A 19,252-nucleotide genomic window follows, 5' to 3' on the forward strand; every position below is an offset into this window, starting at 1 on the left:
ATCGGTCGTCTGAGGGGTGTCAGACGCCGACGTCAAGACAGCGCCATCGCGATGACCCCGCCCAGGGCCAGGTGCATCGAGGCGTTCACGAACACCGCCGGGTGCAGCTCGTCCTCAGTGAGGGTCTCGCCGAGCTTCCCGGGCGTGAGCAGGTCGAGGATCACGAACGCGATCGCCATGGCGCCCAGACCGATCACCCCGTACACGAACGTCGAGATGACGCCGCGCAGCACGCCGCCCTCCGAAGCCCAGATCGCGCCGACCACGATCAGGCCGACACCGAGGACGTTCGAGGCCAGCAGGATCGCGGCGTTCTTGTTGCGCTCGGTCCAGATCTGCTCGCCGAGCTTCCCGGGAGTGAGCCAGTCGGTGACGAGGTAGCCGAGCACCATGAGCGCGATGCCCACGACGCTGTAGGCGACGGCGCCGACAAGGGGGCCGAGGACGTCGCGGCTGAGCTCTTCGATCATTGGAGGACGTGCCTTTCAGGAGTTCTTCGGGACGAGCGCATTACTTGCCGGAGCCGGGACCGCCGCCGCGGAACGGCGACGGAGGCGAGGACGACCAGCCCCACAGGATGAACACCGACGAGTAGTGGTTGTACCCGGACCGGTAGTCGTGCACCAGGATCTTCGACCCGCCCTGGTACGGGGAGACGGCCACGATGTGCTTGGAGTACTGGAGGTAGTACACGCCCCCCGAGGAGCGCTCCTCGCGCGCCTCGGCGTCGTCGTCGATCTGGTCCGCCACCGTCGCGGGCGACAGGCTCGACGTGTACGCCTTGCCGCCGCCCTCGTCCAGGTTCGCGGCCCGGTCGTAGTGCGACTGGATCGTGCCGGTCGGGTTGTTGAAGTTCGAGTTCATCAGGAACACCCCGCCGCAGCACAGCGCCAGCACGACGACGATCGCGGTCCAGTGCTTCCAGTTCAGGCCGCGCGAAGCGGGGGAGTGCGGCTGCTGTCGGTCGGTCATCGGCGGTCCTCGGTGGTCTCTCGGGGTTCGGGTCAGCTTACGGGGGCGACGGAGCTGACGGTGGTCACGACCTCGCCGTACTGCGGGTACGTGTGGACGGTGCGCCACGTCAGCGGCTCGGTCCCCGTGACCTCCAGCGCGGTCAGCGCGTCGGGGTCGCCGCCGAACAGGCCCACGAGCAGGTCCGGTTCGGCGGTGCGCTGCACGGCCCGGTCGCGCAGGGCGCGGACGCGGGCGCGCAGCTGCGGGACGGTGAGGGTCTCGACGGTGCACTCGTAGCGGTGGCGCCAGGCGCCGACGCGCTGGCTGAACGTGTCGGGCAGGTCCGGGCCGAGGTTCGTGCGGTACGCGAGGGTCTCGGCGAGGAGGCCGTCGGGGGTGGCGACGACCGCCTGGTGGCTGGCGCCGAGGAGGCGCAGGGACAGCCTGAGGGGCCCGGCGTCGCGATCCATCCGGTCCAGGACCGGCATGGGCGGGGCGTCGGGTCGGAAGGTGAGCGAGGCGGCCGAGACGTCGGCGAACGGCACCTCGATGTGCGCTATCAGTGGGTGCTCCGAACGGGGATCGGGGAGCGGACGCGGCTGGGGTTCGCCCTACGCCTCGTCGCTCTGGTGGTAGATCGTGATCTGGTTGCGGTCCAAGGTGAGGCCCTTCGCGAGCTCCCACTTGGCGCCGTCGCCGAAGGACTCGAACGAGAGCTTCTGCCCGTCGGGTCCGGCGTAGTCGTGGTACTTGACCGAGCCCGTGGGCGCGAGGCCCGTGGTGGCCTCGGACGCGTACTTCGCGGTGCCCTTCTCGTCCGAGCGGTACGAGACGCCTTCGTGGCTGAGCTCACGCGGGCCCGGCTTCAGGTCCGTGTCCGTGATCTCCTCCCAGAGGACGACCTCCAGGTCGGGGTCGGCCTCCACCGACAGCCAGCGCTTGACGCCGGTCCCGGTGTCCAGGAAGTGCTCCGACCAGCGGTAGTCGCCCTCGGAGAGGCGCAGGCTGCCGCGGACGGCGAGGGTCTTGCCGTACAGCTCGACGAGGTCGGCGGCCTTGAGGCGGCGGGGGTCGCCGCGGAGGACGTCGGTGTCGGCGTCGGCGAACGGGTCGACCGGACCCCGGCCCGGAACGGCCTCGTCCTTGCGGGAGTTCTTGCGCCACAGCCACCACCCGATGGCGGCCAGGGCGAGGAGGATGAGGACGACCCAGATCATGGTGTTGCCTTCGCGTTTCGGGGGGTGCTTCGGTGACGGGATGGTTCCTTCGATCACTGTACCGTCGCGTCGGCAACATCGGTGTCACCCGTGCGCCATCTCGGGCACCTACGATCTAGCCTGGAAGCGGCTCACAACGATGTGGGTCGAACGTGATTCGGACTGGAGTGTCGAGACGTGCTGGCGTTCATCGGAGACGAAGAATTCCGCGAAACCCTCCCCGACCGGGAGGAACTGCTGACCGAGGCGGCCCGACTGGCCGGATCCGACGAATCATTGGCGAGACTCGTCGAGCTGTACTGGAGCCTGGTCGCCGACGACGACCTCGTCGGCCGCTCCGCCCAGCAGCTGCTGGAGACCACCGCCCACCACCGCCGCATGGCCGAGGTGCGCGCACCGGGCCAGGTGTGCCTGGAGATCGACTGCCCCGACGACGCCGAGGGCCCCGACGCGGCGTCCTCCACGCGCGTCGACCTCGTCTGCGACGACTCCCCGTTCCTGGTGGACTCGCTGACGGGCCTGTTCAACCGGCACGGCGTCGACATCACCGTGTTCGTCCACCCGATCGTCCCGGTCCGCCGCGACGCCGACGGGAACCTCCAGGAGGCCCCGGCCGCGGGCGGGCACGCCGAGTCGTGGATGCACATCGAGGTGCAGCGGCTCTCCGACGCCGAGGACATCGAACGGCTCGAAGCCGAGATCGAAGTGGTCCTCGCCGACGTCGCCGCGTGCGTCGCCGACTGGCAGGCCATGCGCGGCAAGGCGACCGCGATCGCCGCCGACCTGGACGCCGCCGCCGCGGGCGCCCCCGGCACGACGCCGCTCCCCGTGCCGCCCAAGGACATCGACGACACCGTGGAGCTGCTGCGGTGGCTCGCGGACGAGAAGTTCACGTTCCTGGGGTTCCGGCAGTACAAGCTCACCGGCGAAGGCGACGCCCAGGCGCTGACCCCGCTCGTGGAGACCGGCCTCGGCCTGCTGCGCAAGGCCCCCGCCTCGCCGCGGCTGCTGTCCTCGTTCAACGCGGACGCGCGCGCCCAGATCGGCACGAAGCGGCTCCTGGTCATCACCAAGTCGAACGCCCGCTCCACCGTCCACCGCACGTCCTTCATGGACTACATCGGCGTGAAGACCTTCGACGCCAACGGCGAACCCGACGGCGAGCTGCGCTTCCTCGGCCTGTTCACCTCCGCCGCGTACCTCTCCAGCGTCACCGACCTGCCCGTCGTCAAGCGCAAAGTCCAGGACGTGCTGGAGCGCTCCGGCGTGACCCTCTCCTCCCACTCCGGGAAGGACCTCGTCACCGCTCTGGAGACCTACCCGCGCGACGAGCTGTTCCAGGCCCGTACCGACGACCTGTACTCCACCTCGATGGGGGTCCTGCGCCTCGCCGGGCGCCGCCGCCTGCGCCTGTTCGCGCGCCGGGACGTCTACGGCCGCTTCTACTCCTGCCTGATCTACCTGCCCCGCGACCGGTACAACACCGAGAACCGGGTGAAGATCGAGGCGATCCTGCGCCGCCGCCTCCACGGCAAGGCCGTCGACTACGACGCCCGCGTCACCGAGTCGGTGCTCGCGCGCCTCCACTTCGTCGTCCGCATCGACCCGTTCGCCGAGCACCCCCCGGTCGACGTCGAGTCGATCCAGGCCGAGCTCGCCGACGCCACCCGCTCCTGGGACGCCGACCTCGCCCTCCAGCTCGACCACCACGTCGGCGAAGGCCAGGCCCGCACCCTCTACAAGGCGTACGCGAACGCGTACCCGCCCGCGTACAAGGCCGAGCACTCGCCGATCGACGCCGCCAAGGACATCGCGAAGCTCGAACTGCTCCGCGAGGCCGGGGACATGGAGCTCCAGCTGTTCCGCCGCGGCGGCGACGACGCCGACGTCCACTTCAAGCTGTACGCCTTCGACCAGCCCGTGGGCCTCTCCGAGGCCCTCCCGGTCCTGCGCGACCTGGGCGTCCGGGTCGCCGAGGAGCGCCCGTACCACATCAAGCGCGCCGACGGCACGATCCACCTCCACGACTTCGGGCTGGTCCTGCCCGGCGAGGCCGCCGAATCGGTGCCGCAGCTGCGCATCCGCTTCGAGAACGCGTTCCGCGCCGCCTGGGCCGGGGAGGCCGAGTCCGACCGGCTCAACGAGCTCGTCATCCACGCCGGGCTCACCTGGCGGCAGGTCGTGGTGCTGCGCGCGCTCGCGAAGTACCTGCGCCAGTGCGGGTTCGTGTTCTCCCAGGAGTTCATCGCCGCGACCCTCGGATCGCACCCGGAGATCGCCGCGAACCTCGTGCACCTCTTCGAGGCCCGCTTCGACCCGCGCGTGGGCGCCGACCGCGACGCCGCCGTCGCCCGCATCGACGACGCGCTCGCCGAGGGCCTCGCCGGGGTCCCCTCGCTCGACTCCGACCGCATCCTGCGGGCGTTCCTGACGCTCATCCGCTCGACGCTGCGCACCTCGTACTTCCAGCGCGGCAACGGGGGCCGCCCGAAGGAGCACGTGGCGTTCAAGTTCGACGCCCGCGCGATCGACTTCCTGCCCAAGCCCCGGCCGATGGTCGAGGTGTTCGTGTACTCCCCGAACTTCGAGGGCGTCCACATGCGGTACGGGAAGGTCGCGCGCGGCGGCCTGCGCTGGTCGGACCGGCGCGAGGACTTCCGCACCGAGATCCTCGGGCTCGTGAAGGCCCAGGAGGTCAAGAACACCGTCATCACGCCCGTGGGCGCGAAGGGCGGGTTCGTCCTCAAGAAGGAGTCGTTCGCCGACCGCGCCGAGTTCCAGGCCGAGGGCGTCGCCCGGTACCGCGAGTTCATCTCCGCGCTGCTGGACATCACCGACAACCGGGACGCCGACAACACGGTGGTCCCGCCGCCGAACGTCGTCCGCCACGACCCCGACGACCCGTACCTGGTGGTCGCCGCCGACAAGGGCACCGCGACGTTCTCCGACATCGCGAACGCCGTGGCCGCCGAGTACGGGTTCTGGCTCGGCGACGCGTTCGCGTCCGGCGGGTCCGTGGGCTACGACCACAAGAAGATGGGCATCACCGCAAGGGGCGCCTGGGAGTCCGTGAAGCGCCACTTCCGCGCCGAGGGCCTCGACACGCAGTCGCAGGACTTCACCGTCGTCGGCATCGGCGACATGGCCGGGGACGTGTTCGGCAACGGGATGCTCCTGTCCGAGCACATCCGCCTCGTCGCGGCCTTCAACCACATGCACATCTTCATCGACCCGGACCCCGACGCGTCGTCGTCGTTCGCCGAGCGGCGGCGCCTGTTCGACCTGCCGCGCTCGACCTGGGCCGACTACGACAAGTCGCTGATCTCCGCGGGCGGCGGCGTGTGGGAGCGGGCCGCGAAGTCCATCCCCGTCTCCGACGAGGTGCGGGCCGCGCTCGGCATCGGCGCCGACGTCAAGGACATGACACCGCCCGAACTCATCCGCGCGATCCTCACCGCCCGCGTCGACCTGCTGTGGAACGGCGGCATCGGCACCTATGTGAAGGCCGCCAATCAAACTGATGCGGACGCGGGGGACAAGTCCAACGACCCCGTGCGCGTCAACGGCGAGGACCTGCGCTGCCGCGTCGTCGGCGAAGGCGGGAACCTCGGGTTCACGCAGCTCGGGCGCATCGAGTTCTCGCAGGCCGGCGGCCCCGAGGGCCTCGGCGGGCGCATGAACACCGACTTCATCGACAACTCCGCGGGCGTGGACACCTCCGACCACGAGGTCAACATCAAGATCCTGCTCCGCTCCGCGACGCTCACCGGCCGGATCGACGCGGCGAGCCGCGACAAGCTGTTCATGGACATGTCCGACGCCGTCGCCGACGCCGTCCTCGCCGACAACTACGGCCAGAACATGGCCCTGGCCAACGCGATCCGCCTCAACCGGCGGCTGCTGCCCGTCCACTCCAGGCTCATGAAGCACCTGGAGAAGACCGTCGGCCTCGACCGCGAGATCGAGGGCCTCCCCAGCGACAAGCAGCTCAAAGAGCGCGCCGCCGCCGGGTCCGGGCTCACCGAGCCCGAACTCTCGGTTCTCCTGTCGTACGTGAAGATCTGGGCCAAACGCGCCGTCCTCGACTCCGACCTGCCCGCCGAGGAGTGGACCGCGCCGGTCCTGCGCGAGTACTTCCCCGCGCCCCTGCGCGAGCCGTACGCCGACCTCATGGCCGAGCACCCGCTCCACCGCGAGATCGTCACCACCGCGGTCGTCGGCGAGGCCGTCAACCGCGGCGGCACCACGTTCTTCTTCCGCATCGCCGACGAGACGGGCGCCGACGTCGTGGACGTCATCCGCGCGTACGTCATCATCCGCGACGCCTTCGGCCTGCCCGACCTGTGGCGCCGCATCGAAGCGCTCGACAACCAGGTCCCGCAGGAGGCCCAGGTCGCGGCCATGCTCGTGATCCGGCGGCTCCTCGACCGCGGCGTGCGCTGGCTCGTGCAGCACCGCCGCGGGCACCTCGACGTGGCCGCCGAGACCGAGCGGCTCCGCCCGGGCCTCGCGGTGCTCCAGCCGCTGCTCCCGGTGCTGCTCACCGACTCCGAGGCCGTCGGGTTCGAGGAGTTCGTGGACCAGCTCGAAGACCAGGGGATGCCCGCCGAGATCGCACGCGACGCCTCCGCCCCGATCTTCGGGTTCGGACTCGTCGACGTCGTTGAGTGCGCGCGCCTCTTGGAGACGGACCTGGAGACGACCGCGAAGGTCTACTACGGGATCGCCGCCCGCGTCCACCTCGACGAGATCCTCAACCAGATCTCGGCGCTGCCGCGCACGAACCGGTGGCAGACCCTCGCCCGGTCGGCGCTGCGGTACGACCTGTACGGCGCCATGCACGGCCTCACCGCGAGCGTCCTCCAGGCCAAGCCCGGGACCGACCCGGCCGAGGCCGTCGGCTCGTGGGCCGAGCGCAACACGGCCGCGATCGAGGCCGTCCACGAGGCCACCGAGGAGGCCGAGCGCTCCGACGAGAAGCTCGCCGTCCTGTCGGTGTCGCTCAGGCAGATCCGCAGCCTCGTGGAGACCGACGGCGATTGACCGGTCACACGCGCCGGTGGCGTGTGGGGACCCCGTGGATAATGTGGGCTCGGAGGAGAAAGAAGTACTGATGCCGAAGAGCCACACCCCCGGGGTGCCCAAACTGCTGCGCGTCCTCAACGACCAGGCCGCGCTGAAGCTGCTGCTGGAGGACGGGCCGCAGACCCGCGCGCAGCTCGCCGAGCGCACGTCGATGTCGAAGGTCACCGCCTCGCAGATGATGGAGCGCCTCCAGACCCGCGGCCTCGTGGAGGTCGTCGGCTCCAAGTCCGGCGGGCGCGGCCCCAACGCGTCGCTGTACGCGGCCGTGCCCACGTTCACTTACGTTGTGGGCGTTGAGGTCGGGCCCGTGACCACGAAGGGCGCCTGCGCGGACTTCACCGGCCGGATCGTCGGCCGCGCGGAGATCGACGTGGAGGGCTCGACGGACCCGGTGGCCGTGGTGCGCCGCGTCGTCACCGACTCGGTGGCGGACGCGGGGATCGAGATGGCGAAGGTCGGGCGCATCACCCTCGGCACGCCCGGCGTCATCGACCCCGCGAGCGGCGACATCGGCTTCTCGTGGAACCTCCCCGCGTGGCACCGCGGCCTGCGGACCGCTTTGAACGAGGAGTTCGCGCCCGCGGTCGCGATCGAGAACGACGTGAACCTGGCGACGATCGCCGAGCAGCGCTCCGGCGGCGCGGGTGGCGCTTCGGACTTCGTGTACGCGTGGTTCGGCGGCGGCCTCGGCCTCGGCGTCATCCTCAACGGCGGCCTGTACCGCGGCGCCTCGGGCGCGGCGGGGGAGATCGGGTTCCTCCCGGTCCCGGGCGGCGACCTGCCCACGGGCGGGGTCGTGACGCGGCTGTCGAAGGGCTCGTACCAGCGGGTCATCGGCGGCGACGCGGTGCTCGACATCGGCGCGAAGCACGGCTTCGACGCGGCGGAGCCGGAGGACGTGCTCACGGCGGCGCTCGCCGCCGGGGCCGAAGGCGCGTCCTGCCTGGACGAGATCGCGCGCGGCATCGCGCTGGGCATCGTCGCGGTGTGCGTCCTGCTCGACCCGACGGTCGTCGTGCTCGGCGGACCGGTCGGCTACGCCGGCGGCCTCGAACTCGCCGGACGCGTCGCGGCCCAGACCTCCCAACTCGCCCCGGTCACCCCGAGCGTCGTGGCGGGCACGGTCATCGACGAGCCCATCATGCGCGGCGCGATCCTCCACGGCCTCGACGCGGTCCGCGAGAGCCTCTTCGACTGAGCCCCTGAATGGCGGTGCCGCAATACGAGGGCTCGTATCCCGATTTACGGGCCCCCGGTTCAACACCGTGACATGCAGGTACGACACAACGCCGCCCACGATGCGATGCGTCGTGGGCGGCGTCTCATTGTGACGCTTGCTAAGCGGCGTCGCGGCGCTGGAAGGACCAGGTCGCGAGGATGCCGAACAGGAGCACGATCGAGCCCAGGAGCACGCCGGCGTCGCCCCAGGTGATGACCATGACGTCAGGGGTCATGTCGTTGAAGCCGGTGTACCCGCCGACCAGCTCGACCCGGCCGATAATCCACGCGCCCACCCATGTGTACAGCGACAGGCGCTCGGGGAAGTCCATGGACAGATTCATCGACACCATGTTCACGATCAGCTCCCCGACGATCAGGTAGCCCGCGATGACGCCGCCCGCGATGGCCGTGTGCCGCCCGAGCATCGCCAGAGACGCGCCCAGGACCGTCATGGCCAGGGCGAGCACGCCCGTCCGCAGCAGCAGTTCAAGCGTGTCCTCCCACCACACGCCGTTGAGGGTGCCGACCTCGCCGCGCAGCGAGGCCACCAGCACCAGCAGCCCGAACGCGAGCGCCGCCAGGACGACCACCCCCGCCGCGCACGCCGTCAGCGTCGCACCGAGCTTGACGCCCCACAGCCGCATCCGGTTCGGGTGCCACACCATCAGGTTCGACATGCCGCCGCTCGACCACTCGGCGCCGATCGCCGAGGACCCGAGCAGCATCATCACCAGACCGGCCACGATCACGACGCCGACGATGATGAACGGCCCCTCGCTCTCGAAGTCGAACGTGTACGTCCAGAGGAAGTCCTCGGCCCACCAGCCGCCCACGGCGTGCTCGCAGGCCTCCTTGTGGCTCATACCCTCGTACTCCGGGTCGGACTCGACCCAGCCGTACGTCTCGCTGTCCTCGAAGTAGGACTCGTCCTCGACGCAGTCCAGGTATTCCGGACTCTGCTCGTTCAACTCGTCGGCCTGCGCCTGCGCCTCCGCGAGGGCCGCCTCGTCGGGGCCCTCAGACGAGATCGCCGCCAGGATCACCGCCAGGCCCACCACGCCGGCGAGCAGGATTATCCCGAACACCAGGGTCAGACGCCGGCGCGCGATGCGCCGCAGCTCCGCCTTGAACAGGTTCACCGCTGACCCTCCGCACCCTCGGCACCCTCAGGGACGACGTCCACAGTGGGCTCCACCATCACCGACACCTCTGCCGGGCCCTGCGTCAGCGGCACCGCCACCGACTGCCCGATCTGGACGGTCTGCCCCGGCTGCGGGGCCGTGCCCGTCAGCTCCAGGAACACCGATTCGAGGTTCTTCGTCTGCGTCACCAGCTCCGACAGGTAGATCCCCGCGTCGGCCAGCGTCCGCGTCACCCACGCCGCCTCCGGCGCGCCCGACACGACCAGGCGGTCGCGCTCCACGACCGCGCCCACCTCCGGCTTCGCCTCCACCAGGGCCGCGGCGGCCTCCGGCAGCGACGCCTCATCCGGGAACCGCACCGACAGCGACGCGCCCGAGTGGCCCGCGATGATCTCGGCCACCGAGCCGTCCACGATCCGCCGCCCCCGCGACACGATCGTCATCGAGTCGCACAGCTGCTGCACCTCCGACAGGAGGTGAGAGGACACCACGACGGTGACGCCCTGCTCGTGCGCGAGCCACTGGAGCAGCTCCCGCATGTGGTGGATGCCCGCCGGGTCCAGGCCGTTCGCGGGCTCGTCCAGGATCAGCAGCTCCGGCTGCTTCAGCAGCGCCTGCGCGACCGCGAGGCGCTGGCGCATGCCCAGCGAGTAGCCCTTCACGGACGCCTTCGCGGCGTCGCGCAGGCCCGTCTGCTCCAGGACCGCCTCGACGCGGTCCCGCGGGACCCCGGCGCTGTCAGCGAGGAGCTGGAGCGTCAGGCGCCCCGAGAAGTGCTTGAAGAACTGCGGGGACTCGACGACCGCGCCGATGCGCCCCACGACCTCGGGGAGGCGCTGCGGCACCTCCTGGCCGAAGACCCGCATGGTCCCGCCGTCGACGCGGATGAGCCCCAGCAGGGCCCGCAGCGTCGTGGTCTTCCCGGACCCGTTGGGGCCCAGGAAACCGTGCACCTGGCCCGCGGCGACCTCCAGGTCGAGGCCGTCCAACGCGTTGTGCGGCTGGCGGAAGCTCCGTCGATAGGTCTTCCGCAGCCCCGATATCTCGATGATGGGGGGCATGAACTCGTTTCCGTCCGGGGATGGCGGCGCCGCGGGTGCGGCGACGTACAAGAGACGCCGCCGGGAGCCGTGCCGTTGCACGACCGCCGGGACGCCCGGGGTCCGCCCGGTGTGCGAGGGCTCGCCCGTGTGTCCTACTCCCACCTCGCGGCCCGCCTGTGTCCGGCCGTCGGGGGCGCGTGGTTTCATTGACCCGTGGCTCAGTCTGAACGCGTCCTCGACCTGTCCGGCGTCACCGTGCGACGCGGCGGCAACCAGCTCCTCGACGGCGTCGACTGGCAAGTCGACGCCGACCAGCGGTGGGTCGTCCTCGGCCCCAACGGTGCGGGGAAGACGACGCTGCTCAACCTAGCGGCCGCCCGCAACCACCCCACTTCCGGCGTCGTCCAGATCCTCGGCGAGCGCCTCGGCCGCGTCGACGTGTTCGAGCTGCGCCCGCGCATCGGCCTCACCACCACGCAGGTCGCCGACGCGATCCCGCGCGACGAGAAGGCGTTCGACGTCGTCCGCACCGCCGCCTGGGGCATGATGGGCCGCTGGCGCGAGGAGTACGACCCGCAGGACGACGAGCGCGCCGCCTCGCTCATGCGCTGGCTCGGCGTCGCGCAGCTCACCGACCGGCTGTTCGGCACGCTCTCGGAGGGCGAGCGCAAGCGCGTCCTCATCGCCCGCGCGCTCATGACCGACCCCGAGCTGCTCCTCCTCGACGAGCCCGCCGCCGGACTCGACCTCGGCGCCCGAGAAGCCCTCGTCGCGACCCTCGCGGGCCTCGCCCGCGACGAGGCCGCCCCCGCGCTGGTCCTCGTCACCCACCACGTCGAGGAGATCCCCCCGGGCTTCACGCACGCCCTGATCCTCTCCGCGGGAGGCGTCATCGCCGCCGGTCCCATCGCCGAGGCCCTCACCTCCGACACCCTCTCCAAGGCGTTCGGCCTCCCCCTGACCCTCACCGCCAACGGCAACCGCTTCACCGCCACCGCCGCCTAACTCACCGGGCCGGTCTCACACGCGCAGCGTTCGTCGTCACGCGCCCGCCTCGGCTACGCTGACCCGGTGAGATTCCGGTGGTGGCGCGCGACGGTCCTGACGGCCGTCGCCGTTTTGGCGCTCGTGTACCTCGCCGGACTGACCCGCCTCGGCGAAGCCGAAGCCGAGCAGCTCCACGCGGTGCCCGTGCTCGCCGCCGACCCCACCGCCGAACTCGCCGCCATCCGCACCAGCGCCCCCGTCGGCGGCGACGACCCCCAGGCCGCCCTCGACGCCGCCCTCGCCGACCCCGAGACCGCCGCCGAACTCGTCGCGGCCGTCCCCACCGCCGACTCCGGCGAACTCGGCGCCGCGCTCGCCACCCTCTACGACGCGGGCGGCGGCCTCGACCCGCTCGCCGTCAACGACTTCTTCACCGGCCTCGGCGAGGAGCGCACCGCGTGGCTCGCGGTCCTCTACCCCTCCGCGATCAGCGAGATGCCCGGCGCGCCCTTCCACGCCCGCATGGCCGCCAACCAGCTCGTCCTCGAAGCGAGCACCGCCGCCTCCACCGCGTACGCCAGCCCCGAGCGCCCCTGGACCGACGAGGCCGAGCGCCCGCCCCGCGAGGAGCTCCAGCGCCTCATCGGCTCCGGCCGCGAGTTCCTCTACCTCGACCCGTACAACAACGCGGGCGACGGCTCCTGGATCGAGGTCGTCGGCGACCTCGACACCGCCGCGAACGTCGCGGTCCTCGTCCCCGGCGGCTCCGCCGTCCTCTCCAGCGAGAACTTCGACCTCTACTACCACCGCGCGAAGTCTTTCGTGGACGCCTCCGACGGCGAGCTCGCGATCGTCGTGTGGGCCGCCGCCTCGTGGCCCTCCGGGTGGGTCGAGGAGTCCTGGGCGTCCTGGTCGCAGGTCGCCGCCGAGAGCCTCGCGTCCTTCACGTTCGACCTGCGCAACCAGATCGGCGACCGCCCCCTCACCCTCATGGGCCACTCCTACGGCGGCGCCGTCATCGGGTACGCCGAGACCTACGACCTCGAAGCCGACCAGGTCCTCCACATCGCCTCCGCGGGCATGGGCAACGACGTCTACAGCCCCGAGGACTACACCGAGCCCTGCCGCACCCGCTACTCCATCACCGCCCCCGGCGACCCGATCTCCTACATCCAGGGCATGCCGTACGTGCCGCTCCTCGGCCACGGCGCCGACCCCGACGACTTCCCGGGCGTGAAGAACCTCGTCACCGGGAGCCTCTCCGACGCCCCCGGCGCGGTCGACGACTACGGCCGCAGCCTCGACGAGGAGGGCATCGCCGGGAAGACCATCGAAGGCGTCCACTCCCACTCCGAGGTCTTCTACCCCGAAGGGGACGCCTGGAACAACATCCTCCAGGTCCTCCTCAACGGCGACCCCGAACTCGCCGACGAGCAGCCCGTCCCCAACGAGTCCTGCTCCTAGCAGCGCGTTCCGCCCCCAGGAACGCGGAAACGGGCGCGGCCACCGGCCGCGCCCGTCCCCGAAAGCCCGTCTAGTCCCGTTCGAGCAGCAGTCCCAGGTGCTTCTTCACGACCGGCAGGACCTCCTCCACCGTGACCTCCCGGCCCAGCTCCTGCGAGAGGCTCGTGACGTCGGCGTCCGTGATCGCGCACGGCGCGATCCGGTCCCAGTAGGTCATGTCCGGGTTGCAGTTCAGCGCGAACCCGTGCATCGTGGTCGCCCACCGCACCCGCACGCCGATCGCGCAGATCTTCCGCTCCGGGCCCTTGTCGTCCTCCGGCAGCCACACGCCCGTGCGGTCGCGCAGGCGCCCGCGCGCGGACGTCACGCCGAACTCGTGGACCACCGCCGTGATCATGTCCTCGACGCGCCGCACGTAGCCGACCACGTCGACCTTGTTGCGCATCTTCATGATCGGGTACCCGACGATCTGGCCCGGCCCGTGCCAGGTGATCTGGCCGCCCCGGTCCACCGTCACCACCGGCGTCCCGTCCTGCGGCAGCGCCCACGTCTCGGTGCGCCGCCCCGCCGTGTACACGCTCGGGTGCTGGAGCAGCAGCACGGTGTCGCCGATCTCGTCGTCGATCCGCCGCTGCTGGAGCTCCTTCTGGTAGTCCCACGCCTCCTGGTAGTCCATGAGGCCGCGCTGCTCCACCGTGATGCCTTCCACGGTGCTGATCGCGCCGGCGCCCGCGCCGACGGCTCCCACTGTTGCGGTCATCGTTCGACCCTAGTCCGCCGCGCGCCCCCGCGGCCAGCAACGGACGCGAGCGTCACCGATGTTCCAGGCGTGAGTCGTGCCCGTTATGGGCAGGTCCTTCTTTATGATGCCGTTACTTAATTGCCGACTAGTTGCGGCCCACGGCCGCCCCGGTGACCGGGCGTGAGCTGTCACACTACTATTCCTAAGGTATTTAAAGCCCAATCCGCTCGCCCCGCGCCAGTCGAGGGTTCCACACGACCACAGGGATACGAATGGAAGCAACGCCGAAGGCTCCGATGGTCACCATCGCCGGAGTGAACAAGCACTTCGGAAACCTCCACGCGCTCAAGGACATCGACCTGACCGTGGACGACGGCGAGGTCGTGGTCCTCATCGGACCCTCCGGTTCCGGCAAGTCGACGCTGTGCCGGACCATCAACCGCCTCGAAACCGTCGACGCCGGCTCGATCACCGTGAACGGCAAGCCCCTCCCGGCCGAAGGCCGCGCGCTCGCCAACCTCCGCGCCGACGTCGGCATGGTGTTCCAGCACTTCAACCTCTTCGCGCACCTCACGGTCCTCCAGAACATCACCCTCGGGCCGATCAAGGTGCGCCGCACCTCCAAGGCCGAGGCCGAGAAGCGCGCCCGCCAGCTCCTGGAGCGCGTGGGCCTGTCCGACAAGGCCGACTCGTTCCCGTCCCAGCTCTCCGGCGGCCAGCAGCAGCGCGTGGCGATCGCCCGCGGCCTGGCCATGGACCCCAAGCTCATGATGTTCGACGAGCCGACCTCGGCGCTCGACCCCGAGATGATCAACGAGGTCCTCGACGTCATGCAGGACCTCGCCCGCGAGGGCATGACCATGGTCGTGGTGACCCACGAGATGGGCTTCGCCCGCCGCGCCGCCAACCGCGTCGTGTTCATGGCCGACGGCCAGATCGTGGAGGTCGCCCCGCCCGACGAGTTCTTCGACGACCCGAAGACCGCCCGCGCGCAGGACTTCCTCGCCAAGGTCATGTCCCACTGAGCCGCACTCGAACACCACACTGTCAGCCCCACCCATAAGGAAGGAAACAGCCATGCGCGCATTCCGCAAGGCAGCAGCCGCGATTGCGGCCGTCGGCCTGATGTCCCTGGCCGCCTGCTCAGGCGAGGCCAGCCAGGACGCCGAGGACCAGGAGTCCCTGGAGGAGTCGGTCGGCACGTACTCGCTGGAGCAGTCCGCGGAGATCCCCGCGGGCTACATCCAGGACATCCAGGACAAGGGCGTGCTCACCGTCGGCGTCAAGTTCGACCAGCCGCTCATCGGCCAGAAGAACACCGCCACGGGCAAGATCGAGGGCTTCGACGCCGAGATCGCCCGCCTCTTCGCCACGTACATCTTCGGCGAGGTCGTCGAAGAGGGCGACGACGCGAACCTGGTCTTCGTCGAGACGACCTCGCAGAACCGCGAGACGTACATCAACGACGGCACCGTCGACGCGGTCATCGCCTCGTACTCCATGTACCCCGAGCGCCTGACCCAGTTCGAGTTCGGCGGCCCGTACTTCGAGACCGGCCAGAACGTCATGGTCGCGGGCGACAACACCGACATCAACTCGGTGGCCGACCTCGCCGGCAAGAACGTGTGCATCGCCGAGGGCTCCGGCTCGATCGCGAACCTCGAAGCCGAGAACCCCGACGCCGTCATCACGCCGCTCGCCGACTACGCCGCGTGCGCCGAGGCCCTGGAGAACGGCCAGACCGACGCCGTCAGCACCGACGAGACCATCCTGTACGGCTTCACCGTGGACAAGCCCGACGCCTTCCGCGTCCTCGACTCGTCGAACATCTTCACCGACGAGCCCTACGGTGTGGCCATGCCGCTCGGCGAGACCGACGCCCGCAACTTCGTCAACGACATGATCGACGAGATCCTGGCCAACGGCGACTGGCAGAAGGCGTTCGACCTGACCTTCGGCGCCGCCGGCATGCCGACCCCGGACCCGCTGCCGGCCCCGAACCGGTACTAGGTCCCTTCGCAACCGTTCGGTGAGGCGGCGGCGGCCGCGCAGACGGCCGCCGCCGCCCGCCTTATGGAGGAGTCCGCTTGTTCGACAATTTCGACCTGATGATCGAGGCCCTCGGTGCCGGTATGTGGACCACCGTGTGGGTCACCCTCACCAGCTACGCCATCGCGCTCGTCATCGGCATGGTCCTCGTGGTCATGCACGTCAGCCCCGCCTTCCCTGCCCGCTGGGCAGCCAACGCGTACACGCAGCTGTTCCGCAACGTGCCGCTGCTCGCCGTCCTGTTCATCATGTACTTCGGCCTGCCGAAGGTCGGCATCGTGGCGGACAGCTGGGTCTGGGCCCTGCTCGGCCTCGGCATGTACACCGGCGCGTTCGTCGGCGAGACCATGCGCTCGGGCATCAACTCGATCCCGCTGGGCCAGGCCGAGGCCGCCCGCTCGATCGGCCTGACGTTCGGCCAGTCCCTGAGCTCGGTGATCCTGCCGCAGTCGGTGCGCGCGGTCATCCCGCCGCTCGGCTCGCTCCTGATCGCCCTGGTCAAGAACAGCGCACTGGTGCTCGCCATCGGCGTCCCCGAACTGACCGCCCGGTCGCGGCGGCTCATCGAGGACACCCAGAGCCGCTTCGACCTCTGGGGCGTCATCATCTGCGTGACGGTCGGCTACCTGCTGATCGCCCTCGTCCTGAGCTACCTCGTGCGGATCGCCGAGAAGCGCACCGCATTCGTCCGATGAGAGGGGCCGAATCGTGAACAGCAAGAACGAGACCACCGTCCTGTTCGACGCGCTCGGCCCCAAGGGGCGGCGCAACGCGAACATCGCCGCGGCCGCCTCGGCGGTCGTCATCCTCGGCGTGCTCGGCTGGGTCGCCTACGTGCTCTACGGCGAGGGCTTCTTCGAGTCCTCCCGCTGGGTCAACCCGCTCGACGCGCTCGTGGTGGAGACCACCTGGATCCCGGCGATCATCAGCACGCTCGTGGCGTTCGCGCTCGGCTCGCTGCTCGCCGTGGCGCTCGGCGTCTTCATCGGCTTCGGCCGGATCTCCCGGTTCCTGCCGACGCGCGCGGCCTCCACGGTCTACGTGCAGTTCTTCCGCTCGCTGCCGCTGGTGCTGCTGATCTGGGTCTCCTTCACCATCGACGGGCACTTCGGGTTCACCACCGACACGCTCGGATGGAGCGGCGAGGCCCGGCGGCTGACCTTCCTGGTCCTGGGCCTCGGCATCTACAACGCCGCGATCCTCGCCGAGATCCTCCGCGCCGGCGTCAACGCCCTGCCCCCGGGCCAGGCGATGGCGGGCCAGGCGATCGGCCTGCGGCACGGGCAGGTGCAGCGCCTCATCGTGCTGCCCCAGGTGCTGCGGAACATGCTCCCGGCGGTCCTCGCGCAGCTCGTGATCCTCCTCAAGGACACCTCGCTGGGCTACGTCATCACCTACCCCGAGCTGCTGCACTCGGCCAACATCATCGGCCGCGACTACAGCAACTCCTTCCTCCAGGCGCTCATCATCGCGGCGCTCATCTACTTCGCGATGGCGTACGCCCTCTCGAAGCTGGTGGTCTACGCGGAGCGGCGCATGCGCAAGAAGACCGCGGCGCCCAAGGCCGCCGCGCAACTGGAATCGGTGGTCGCCGGCGGCACCGCCGGTGCCGGAACCGTCGTCTGAGGACGCACCGCACGACCTGGGAGGGCCCCGTCGGCTTCGGCCGGCGGGGCCCTCTGCGTATGAGGCGCAGTCGTTTTCGGGGCCTGCTACGCTCCCTCTTGAAATCAACAACCATTTTCAATTGGTGGGGGACCGGAACGATGAAACTCGCCTTCGTCGGCAAGGGCGGCTCGGGCAAGACCACGATGGCCTCGCTGTTCGCGCGCCGCGCGGCCGCGCTGGGCCACCCCGTGATGGCCGTGGACGCCGACATCAACCAGCACCTGGCCGCGGCGCTCGGCCTCGACGCCGAGGCCGCCGCGATGGGCCCGGTGCTGGGGGAGCACCTGGCCGACATCAAGGACTACCTGCGCGGCGCCAACCCGCTCGTGCCCTCGGCCGACCTCATGCTCAAGACCACGCCGCCGGGCCCCGGCTCGCGCCTGGTCACCGTGCGCGAGTCGAACCCGCTGTTCGACCGGCTCTTCACCGCGCACGACGGCATCCGCTTCGCCGCCACCGGCGGCTTCGTGGACGACGACCTCGGGGTGTCCTGCTACCACTCGAAGGTCGGCGCGGTCGAGCTGCTGCTCAACCACCTCGTCGACCGCACCGACGAGTTCGTCGTGGTCGACATGGTCGCGGGCGCCGAAGCCTTCGCCTCGGGCATGTTCACCCGCTTCGACCACACGTTCCTGGTGTGCGAGCCGACCCTGCGGTCCGTTGGCGTCTACAAGCAGTACCTGGGCTACGCCGAGGACTACGACGTGCGGATCTCCGTGATCGGCAACAAGATCGACGACGAGGACGACGTGTCGTTCCTGCGCGAGCACGTCGGGGACGCGCTCCTGGGCTGGTGCGCGCGCTCGAAGTACGTCAAGGCCGCCGAGCGCGGCAGCGTCGGGCCCGTCGCCGACCTCGAACCGGAGAACCTCGCCGTCGTGGACGCCGCCCGCGAGCGGGCCGTCGCCGGGGGCAAGGACTGGGCGAAGTTCACCCGCCAGGCCCACGACTTCCACCGCAAGGCCGCCCTCGCCTGGGGCAACGACCGCGCCGGGGTGGACCTCGCCGACCAGATCGTGCCGGACTTCGTCCTAGGCGAGCACCTCCTGAACGCGCCCGTCCACTAGTGGGCGCGGCCCGCGTCTGGACGCCGCGGGACCGCGGAACCGCCTGCGTCGAGTACCCGACAGCGGACCGTGACCCGCGCCAGCACAATGAACCGATTCCGAACCGAGAGGAGAACGCATGTCCCTTGACGTCTCTGAAGACCTGCTCACCAAGGCCGAAGCCGGGGAGGTGACCGACGCCGAGTTCCTGGACTGCGTCAAGCAGTCCCTGCCGTTCGCGTGGGACCTCTTCGCCAAGGTCGCCGACGACCTGAAGAACGGCGTGGTCTCGTCCACCGGGTCCACCCAGTTCGCGGACAACACCACGCCGCCGCCGGACGAGCAGGCCCGCGGCCAGCTCCTGCGGGCCCTCGCCTCGGACTCGATGCGGGCCGCGCTGGAGCGCCACCACGGCGTCAAGTTCGCCTTCCAGAACTGCCACCGCATCGCGGCGTTCCCGGTCTCCGAGGTCGACTCGGACACCTACCGCAAGTTCACCTCGCCGCGCGGGCAGCTGCTCAACCAGTCGCCCGAGCTGAAGGACTGCTAGCCGCACCGAACCGCTGGAGCACTGCACCACCGAAGGGCCGCAAGGACAACGGCGTCCGGGCGGCCCTTCGGGCCGTCCCGGTCT

At 70.3% G+C, this 19,252-nt stretch carries 17 protein-coding genes; 10 read left to right on the top strand and 7 right to left on the bottom strand.

The genetic code is table 11. From position 1 onward, the window contains the following. Positions 1-32: 32 nt before the first annotated feature. The 4 genes from AB0A65_RS21600 to AB0A65_RS21615 form a co-directional block, all read right to left on the bottom strand. The gene (locus tag AB0A65_RS21600; protein ID WP_359953731.1) at positions 33-470 is read right to left on the bottom strand and encodes a DUF350 domain-containing protein; all 438 of its coding nucleotides are present in this window, start codon (positions 468-470) and stop codon (positions 33-35) included. Between the two features lie 40 nt (positions 471-510). Next, positions 511-972, bottom strand: coding sequence for a DUF4247 domain-containing protein (locus tag AB0A65_RS21605; protein WP_359953732.1), 462 nt, complete (start codon positions 970-972; stop codon positions 511-513). Positions 973-1,004: 32 nt separating this feature from the next. Next, entirely contained in the window at positions 1,005-1,499 is a 495-nt protein-coding gene (locus AB0A65_RS21610) for a DUF2617 family protein (protein WP_359953733.1), read from the bottom strand. A gap of 66 nt (positions 1,500-1,565) precedes the next feature. Next, positions 1,566-2,171: a DUF4178 domain-containing protein gene (locus AB0A65_RS21615; protein WP_359953734.1), complete on the bottom strand. Its 606-nt coding sequence runs from the start codon at positions 2,169-2,171 to the stop codon at positions 1,566-1,568. Positions 2,172-2,348: 177 nt separating this feature from the next. On the opposite strand from AB0A65_RS21615, the gene AB0A65_RS21620 reads away from it, so the two are divergent. Together AB0A65_RS21620 and AB0A65_RS21625 are read left to right on the top strand one after the other, a co-directional pair. Further along, on the top strand, positions 2,349-7,214 hold the full coding sequence (locus AB0A65_RS21620; protein ID WP_359953735.1) for an NAD-glutamate dehydrogenase: 4,866 nt from the start codon (positions 2,349-2,351) through the stop codon (positions 7,212-7,214). A gap of 70 nt (positions 7,215-7,284) precedes the next feature. Then, a complete protein-coding gene (locus tag AB0A65_RS21625; RefSeq protein WP_359953736.1) occupies positions 7,285-8,454 on the top strand; it encodes an ROK family transcriptional regulator in 1,170 nt (389 codons plus the stop codon). Positions 8,455-8,593: 139 nt separating this feature from the next. On the opposite strand, the gene AB0A65_RS21630 is transcribed toward AB0A65_RS21625, so the two are convergent. Then, the gene (locus tag AB0A65_RS21630) at positions 8,594-9,616 is read right to left on the bottom strand and encodes an ABC transporter permease subunit (protein ID WP_359953737.1); all 1,023 of its coding nucleotides are present in this window, start codon (positions 9,614-9,616) and stop codon (positions 8,594-8,596) included. Continuing rightward, positions 9,613-10,680: an ABC transporter ATP-binding protein gene (locus tag AB0A65_RS21635; protein ID WP_359953738.1), complete on the bottom strand. Its 1,068-nt coding sequence runs from the start codon at positions 10,678-10,680 to the stop codon at positions 9,613-9,615. The genes AB0A65_RS21630 and AB0A65_RS21635 overlap by 4 nt, the downstream gene beginning before the upstream one ends. A gap of 195 nt (positions 10,681-10,875) precedes the next feature. On the opposite strand from AB0A65_RS21635, the gene AB0A65_RS21640 reads away from it, so the two are divergent. Next, positions 10,876-11,667, top strand: coding sequence for an ABC transporter ATP-binding protein (locus AB0A65_RS21640; protein ID WP_359953740.1), 792 nt, complete (start codon positions 10,876-10,878; stop codon positions 11,665-11,667). A gap of 66 nt (positions 11,668-11,733) precedes the next feature. After that, on the top strand, positions 11,734-13,113 hold the full coding sequence (locus AB0A65_RS21645) for an alpha/beta hydrolase (protein WP_359953742.1): 1,380 nt from the start codon (positions 11,734-11,736) through the stop codon (positions 13,111-13,113). A 70-nt stretch (positions 13,114-13,183) separates the two neighbouring features. On the opposite strand, the gene lipB is transcribed toward AB0A65_RS21645, so the two are convergent. Next, entirely contained in the window at positions 13,184-13,873 is a 690-nt protein-coding gene (gene lipB, locus AB0A65_RS21650) for a lipoyl(octanoyl) transferase LipB (RefSeq protein ID WP_359953744.1), read from the bottom strand. A gap of 254 nt (positions 13,874-14,127) precedes the next feature. Here lipB and AB0A65_RS21655 point away from each other — a divergent pair, with 254 nt between their 5' ends. From AB0A65_RS21655 to AB0A65_RS21680, 6 genes are all read left to right on the top strand, one after another. Then, the gene (locus AB0A65_RS21655) at positions 14,128-14,880 is read left to right on the top strand and encodes an amino acid ABC transporter ATP-binding protein (RefSeq protein ID WP_359953745.1); all 753 of its coding nucleotides are present in this window, start codon (positions 14,128-14,130) and stop codon (positions 14,878-14,880) included. A gap of 52 nt (positions 14,881-14,932) precedes the next feature. After that, on the top strand, positions 14,933-15,865 hold the full coding sequence (locus AB0A65_RS21660; RefSeq protein ID WP_359953747.1) for a glutamate ABC transporter substrate-binding protein: 933 nt from the start codon (positions 14,933-14,935) through the stop codon (positions 15,863-15,865). Positions 15,866-15,942: 77 nt separating this feature from the next. Next, positions 15,943-16,599, top strand: coding sequence for an amino acid ABC transporter permease (locus AB0A65_RS21665; protein WP_359953749.1), 657 nt, complete (start codon positions 15,943-15,945; stop codon positions 16,597-16,599). Positions 16,600-16,612: 13 nt separating this feature from the next. Then, positions 16,613-17,530, top strand: coding sequence for an amino acid ABC transporter permease (locus AB0A65_RS21670; RefSeq protein ID WP_359953751.1), 918 nt, complete (start codon positions 16,613-16,615; stop codon positions 17,528-17,530). A gap of 140 nt (positions 17,531-17,670) precedes the next feature. Then, positions 17,671-18,639 carry an ATP-binding protein gene (locus AB0A65_RS21675; protein WP_359953752.1) on the top strand — a complete coding sequence of 323 codons (969 nt, stop codon included), beginning with the start codon at positions 17,671-17,673 and terminating at the stop codon, positions 18,637-18,639. A gap of 118 nt (positions 18,640-18,757) precedes the next feature. Further along, positions 18,758-19,168 (top strand): SCO5389 family protein, encoded by a 411-nt coding sequence (locus AB0A65_RS21680; RefSeq protein WP_359953754.1) that lies wholly within the window; start codon positions 18,758-18,760, stop codon positions 19,166-19,168. Positions 19,169-19,252: the final 84 nt, after the last annotated feature.

This window comes from Glycomyces sp. NPDC047010, from assembly GCF_040644205.1.
GTDB lineage: Bacteria > Actinomycetota > Actinomycetes > Mycobacteriales > Micromonosporaceae > Glycomyces.

Coding starts and splice junctions, on each gene's coding strand:
- AB0A65_RS21600 (WP_359953731.1), bottom strand. CDS start 470: ATGATCGAAGAGCTCAGCCGCGACGTCCTCGGCCCCCTTGTCGGCGCC.
- AB0A65_RS21605 (WP_359953732.1), bottom strand. CDS start 972: ATGACCGACCGACAGCAGCCGCACTCCCCCGCTTCGCGCGGCCTGAAC.
- AB0A65_RS21615 (WP_359953734.1), bottom strand. CDS start 2,171: ATGATCTGGGTCGTCCTCATCCTCCTCGCCCTGGCCGCCATCGGGTGG.
- AB0A65_RS21625 (WP_359953736.1), top strand. CDS start 7,285: ATGCCGAAGAGCCACACCCCCGGGGTGCCCAAACTGCTGCGCGTCCTC.
- AB0A65_RS21635 (WP_359953738.1), bottom strand. CDS start 10,680: ATGCCCCCCATCATCGAGATATCGGGGCTGCGGAAGACCTATCGACGG.
- lipB (WP_359953744.1), bottom strand. CDS start 13,873: ATGACCGCAACAGTGGGAGCCGTCGGCGCGGGCGCCGGCGCGATCAGC.
- AB0A65_RS21655 (WP_359953745.1), top strand. CDS start 14,128: ATGGAAGCAACGCCGAAGGCTCCGATGGTCACCATCGCCGGAGTGAAC.
- AB0A65_RS21660 (WP_359953747.1), top strand. CDS start 14,933: ATGCGCGCATTCCGCAAGGCAGCAGCCGCGATTGCGGCCGTCGGCCTG.
- AB0A65_RS21675 (WP_359953752.1), top strand. CDS start 17,671: ATGAAACTCGCCTTCGTCGGCAAGGGCGGCTCGGGCAAGACCACGATG.
- AB0A65_RS21680 (WP_359953754.1), top strand. CDS start 18,758: ATGTCCCTTGACGTCTCTGAAGACCTGCTCACCAAGGCCGAAGCCGGG.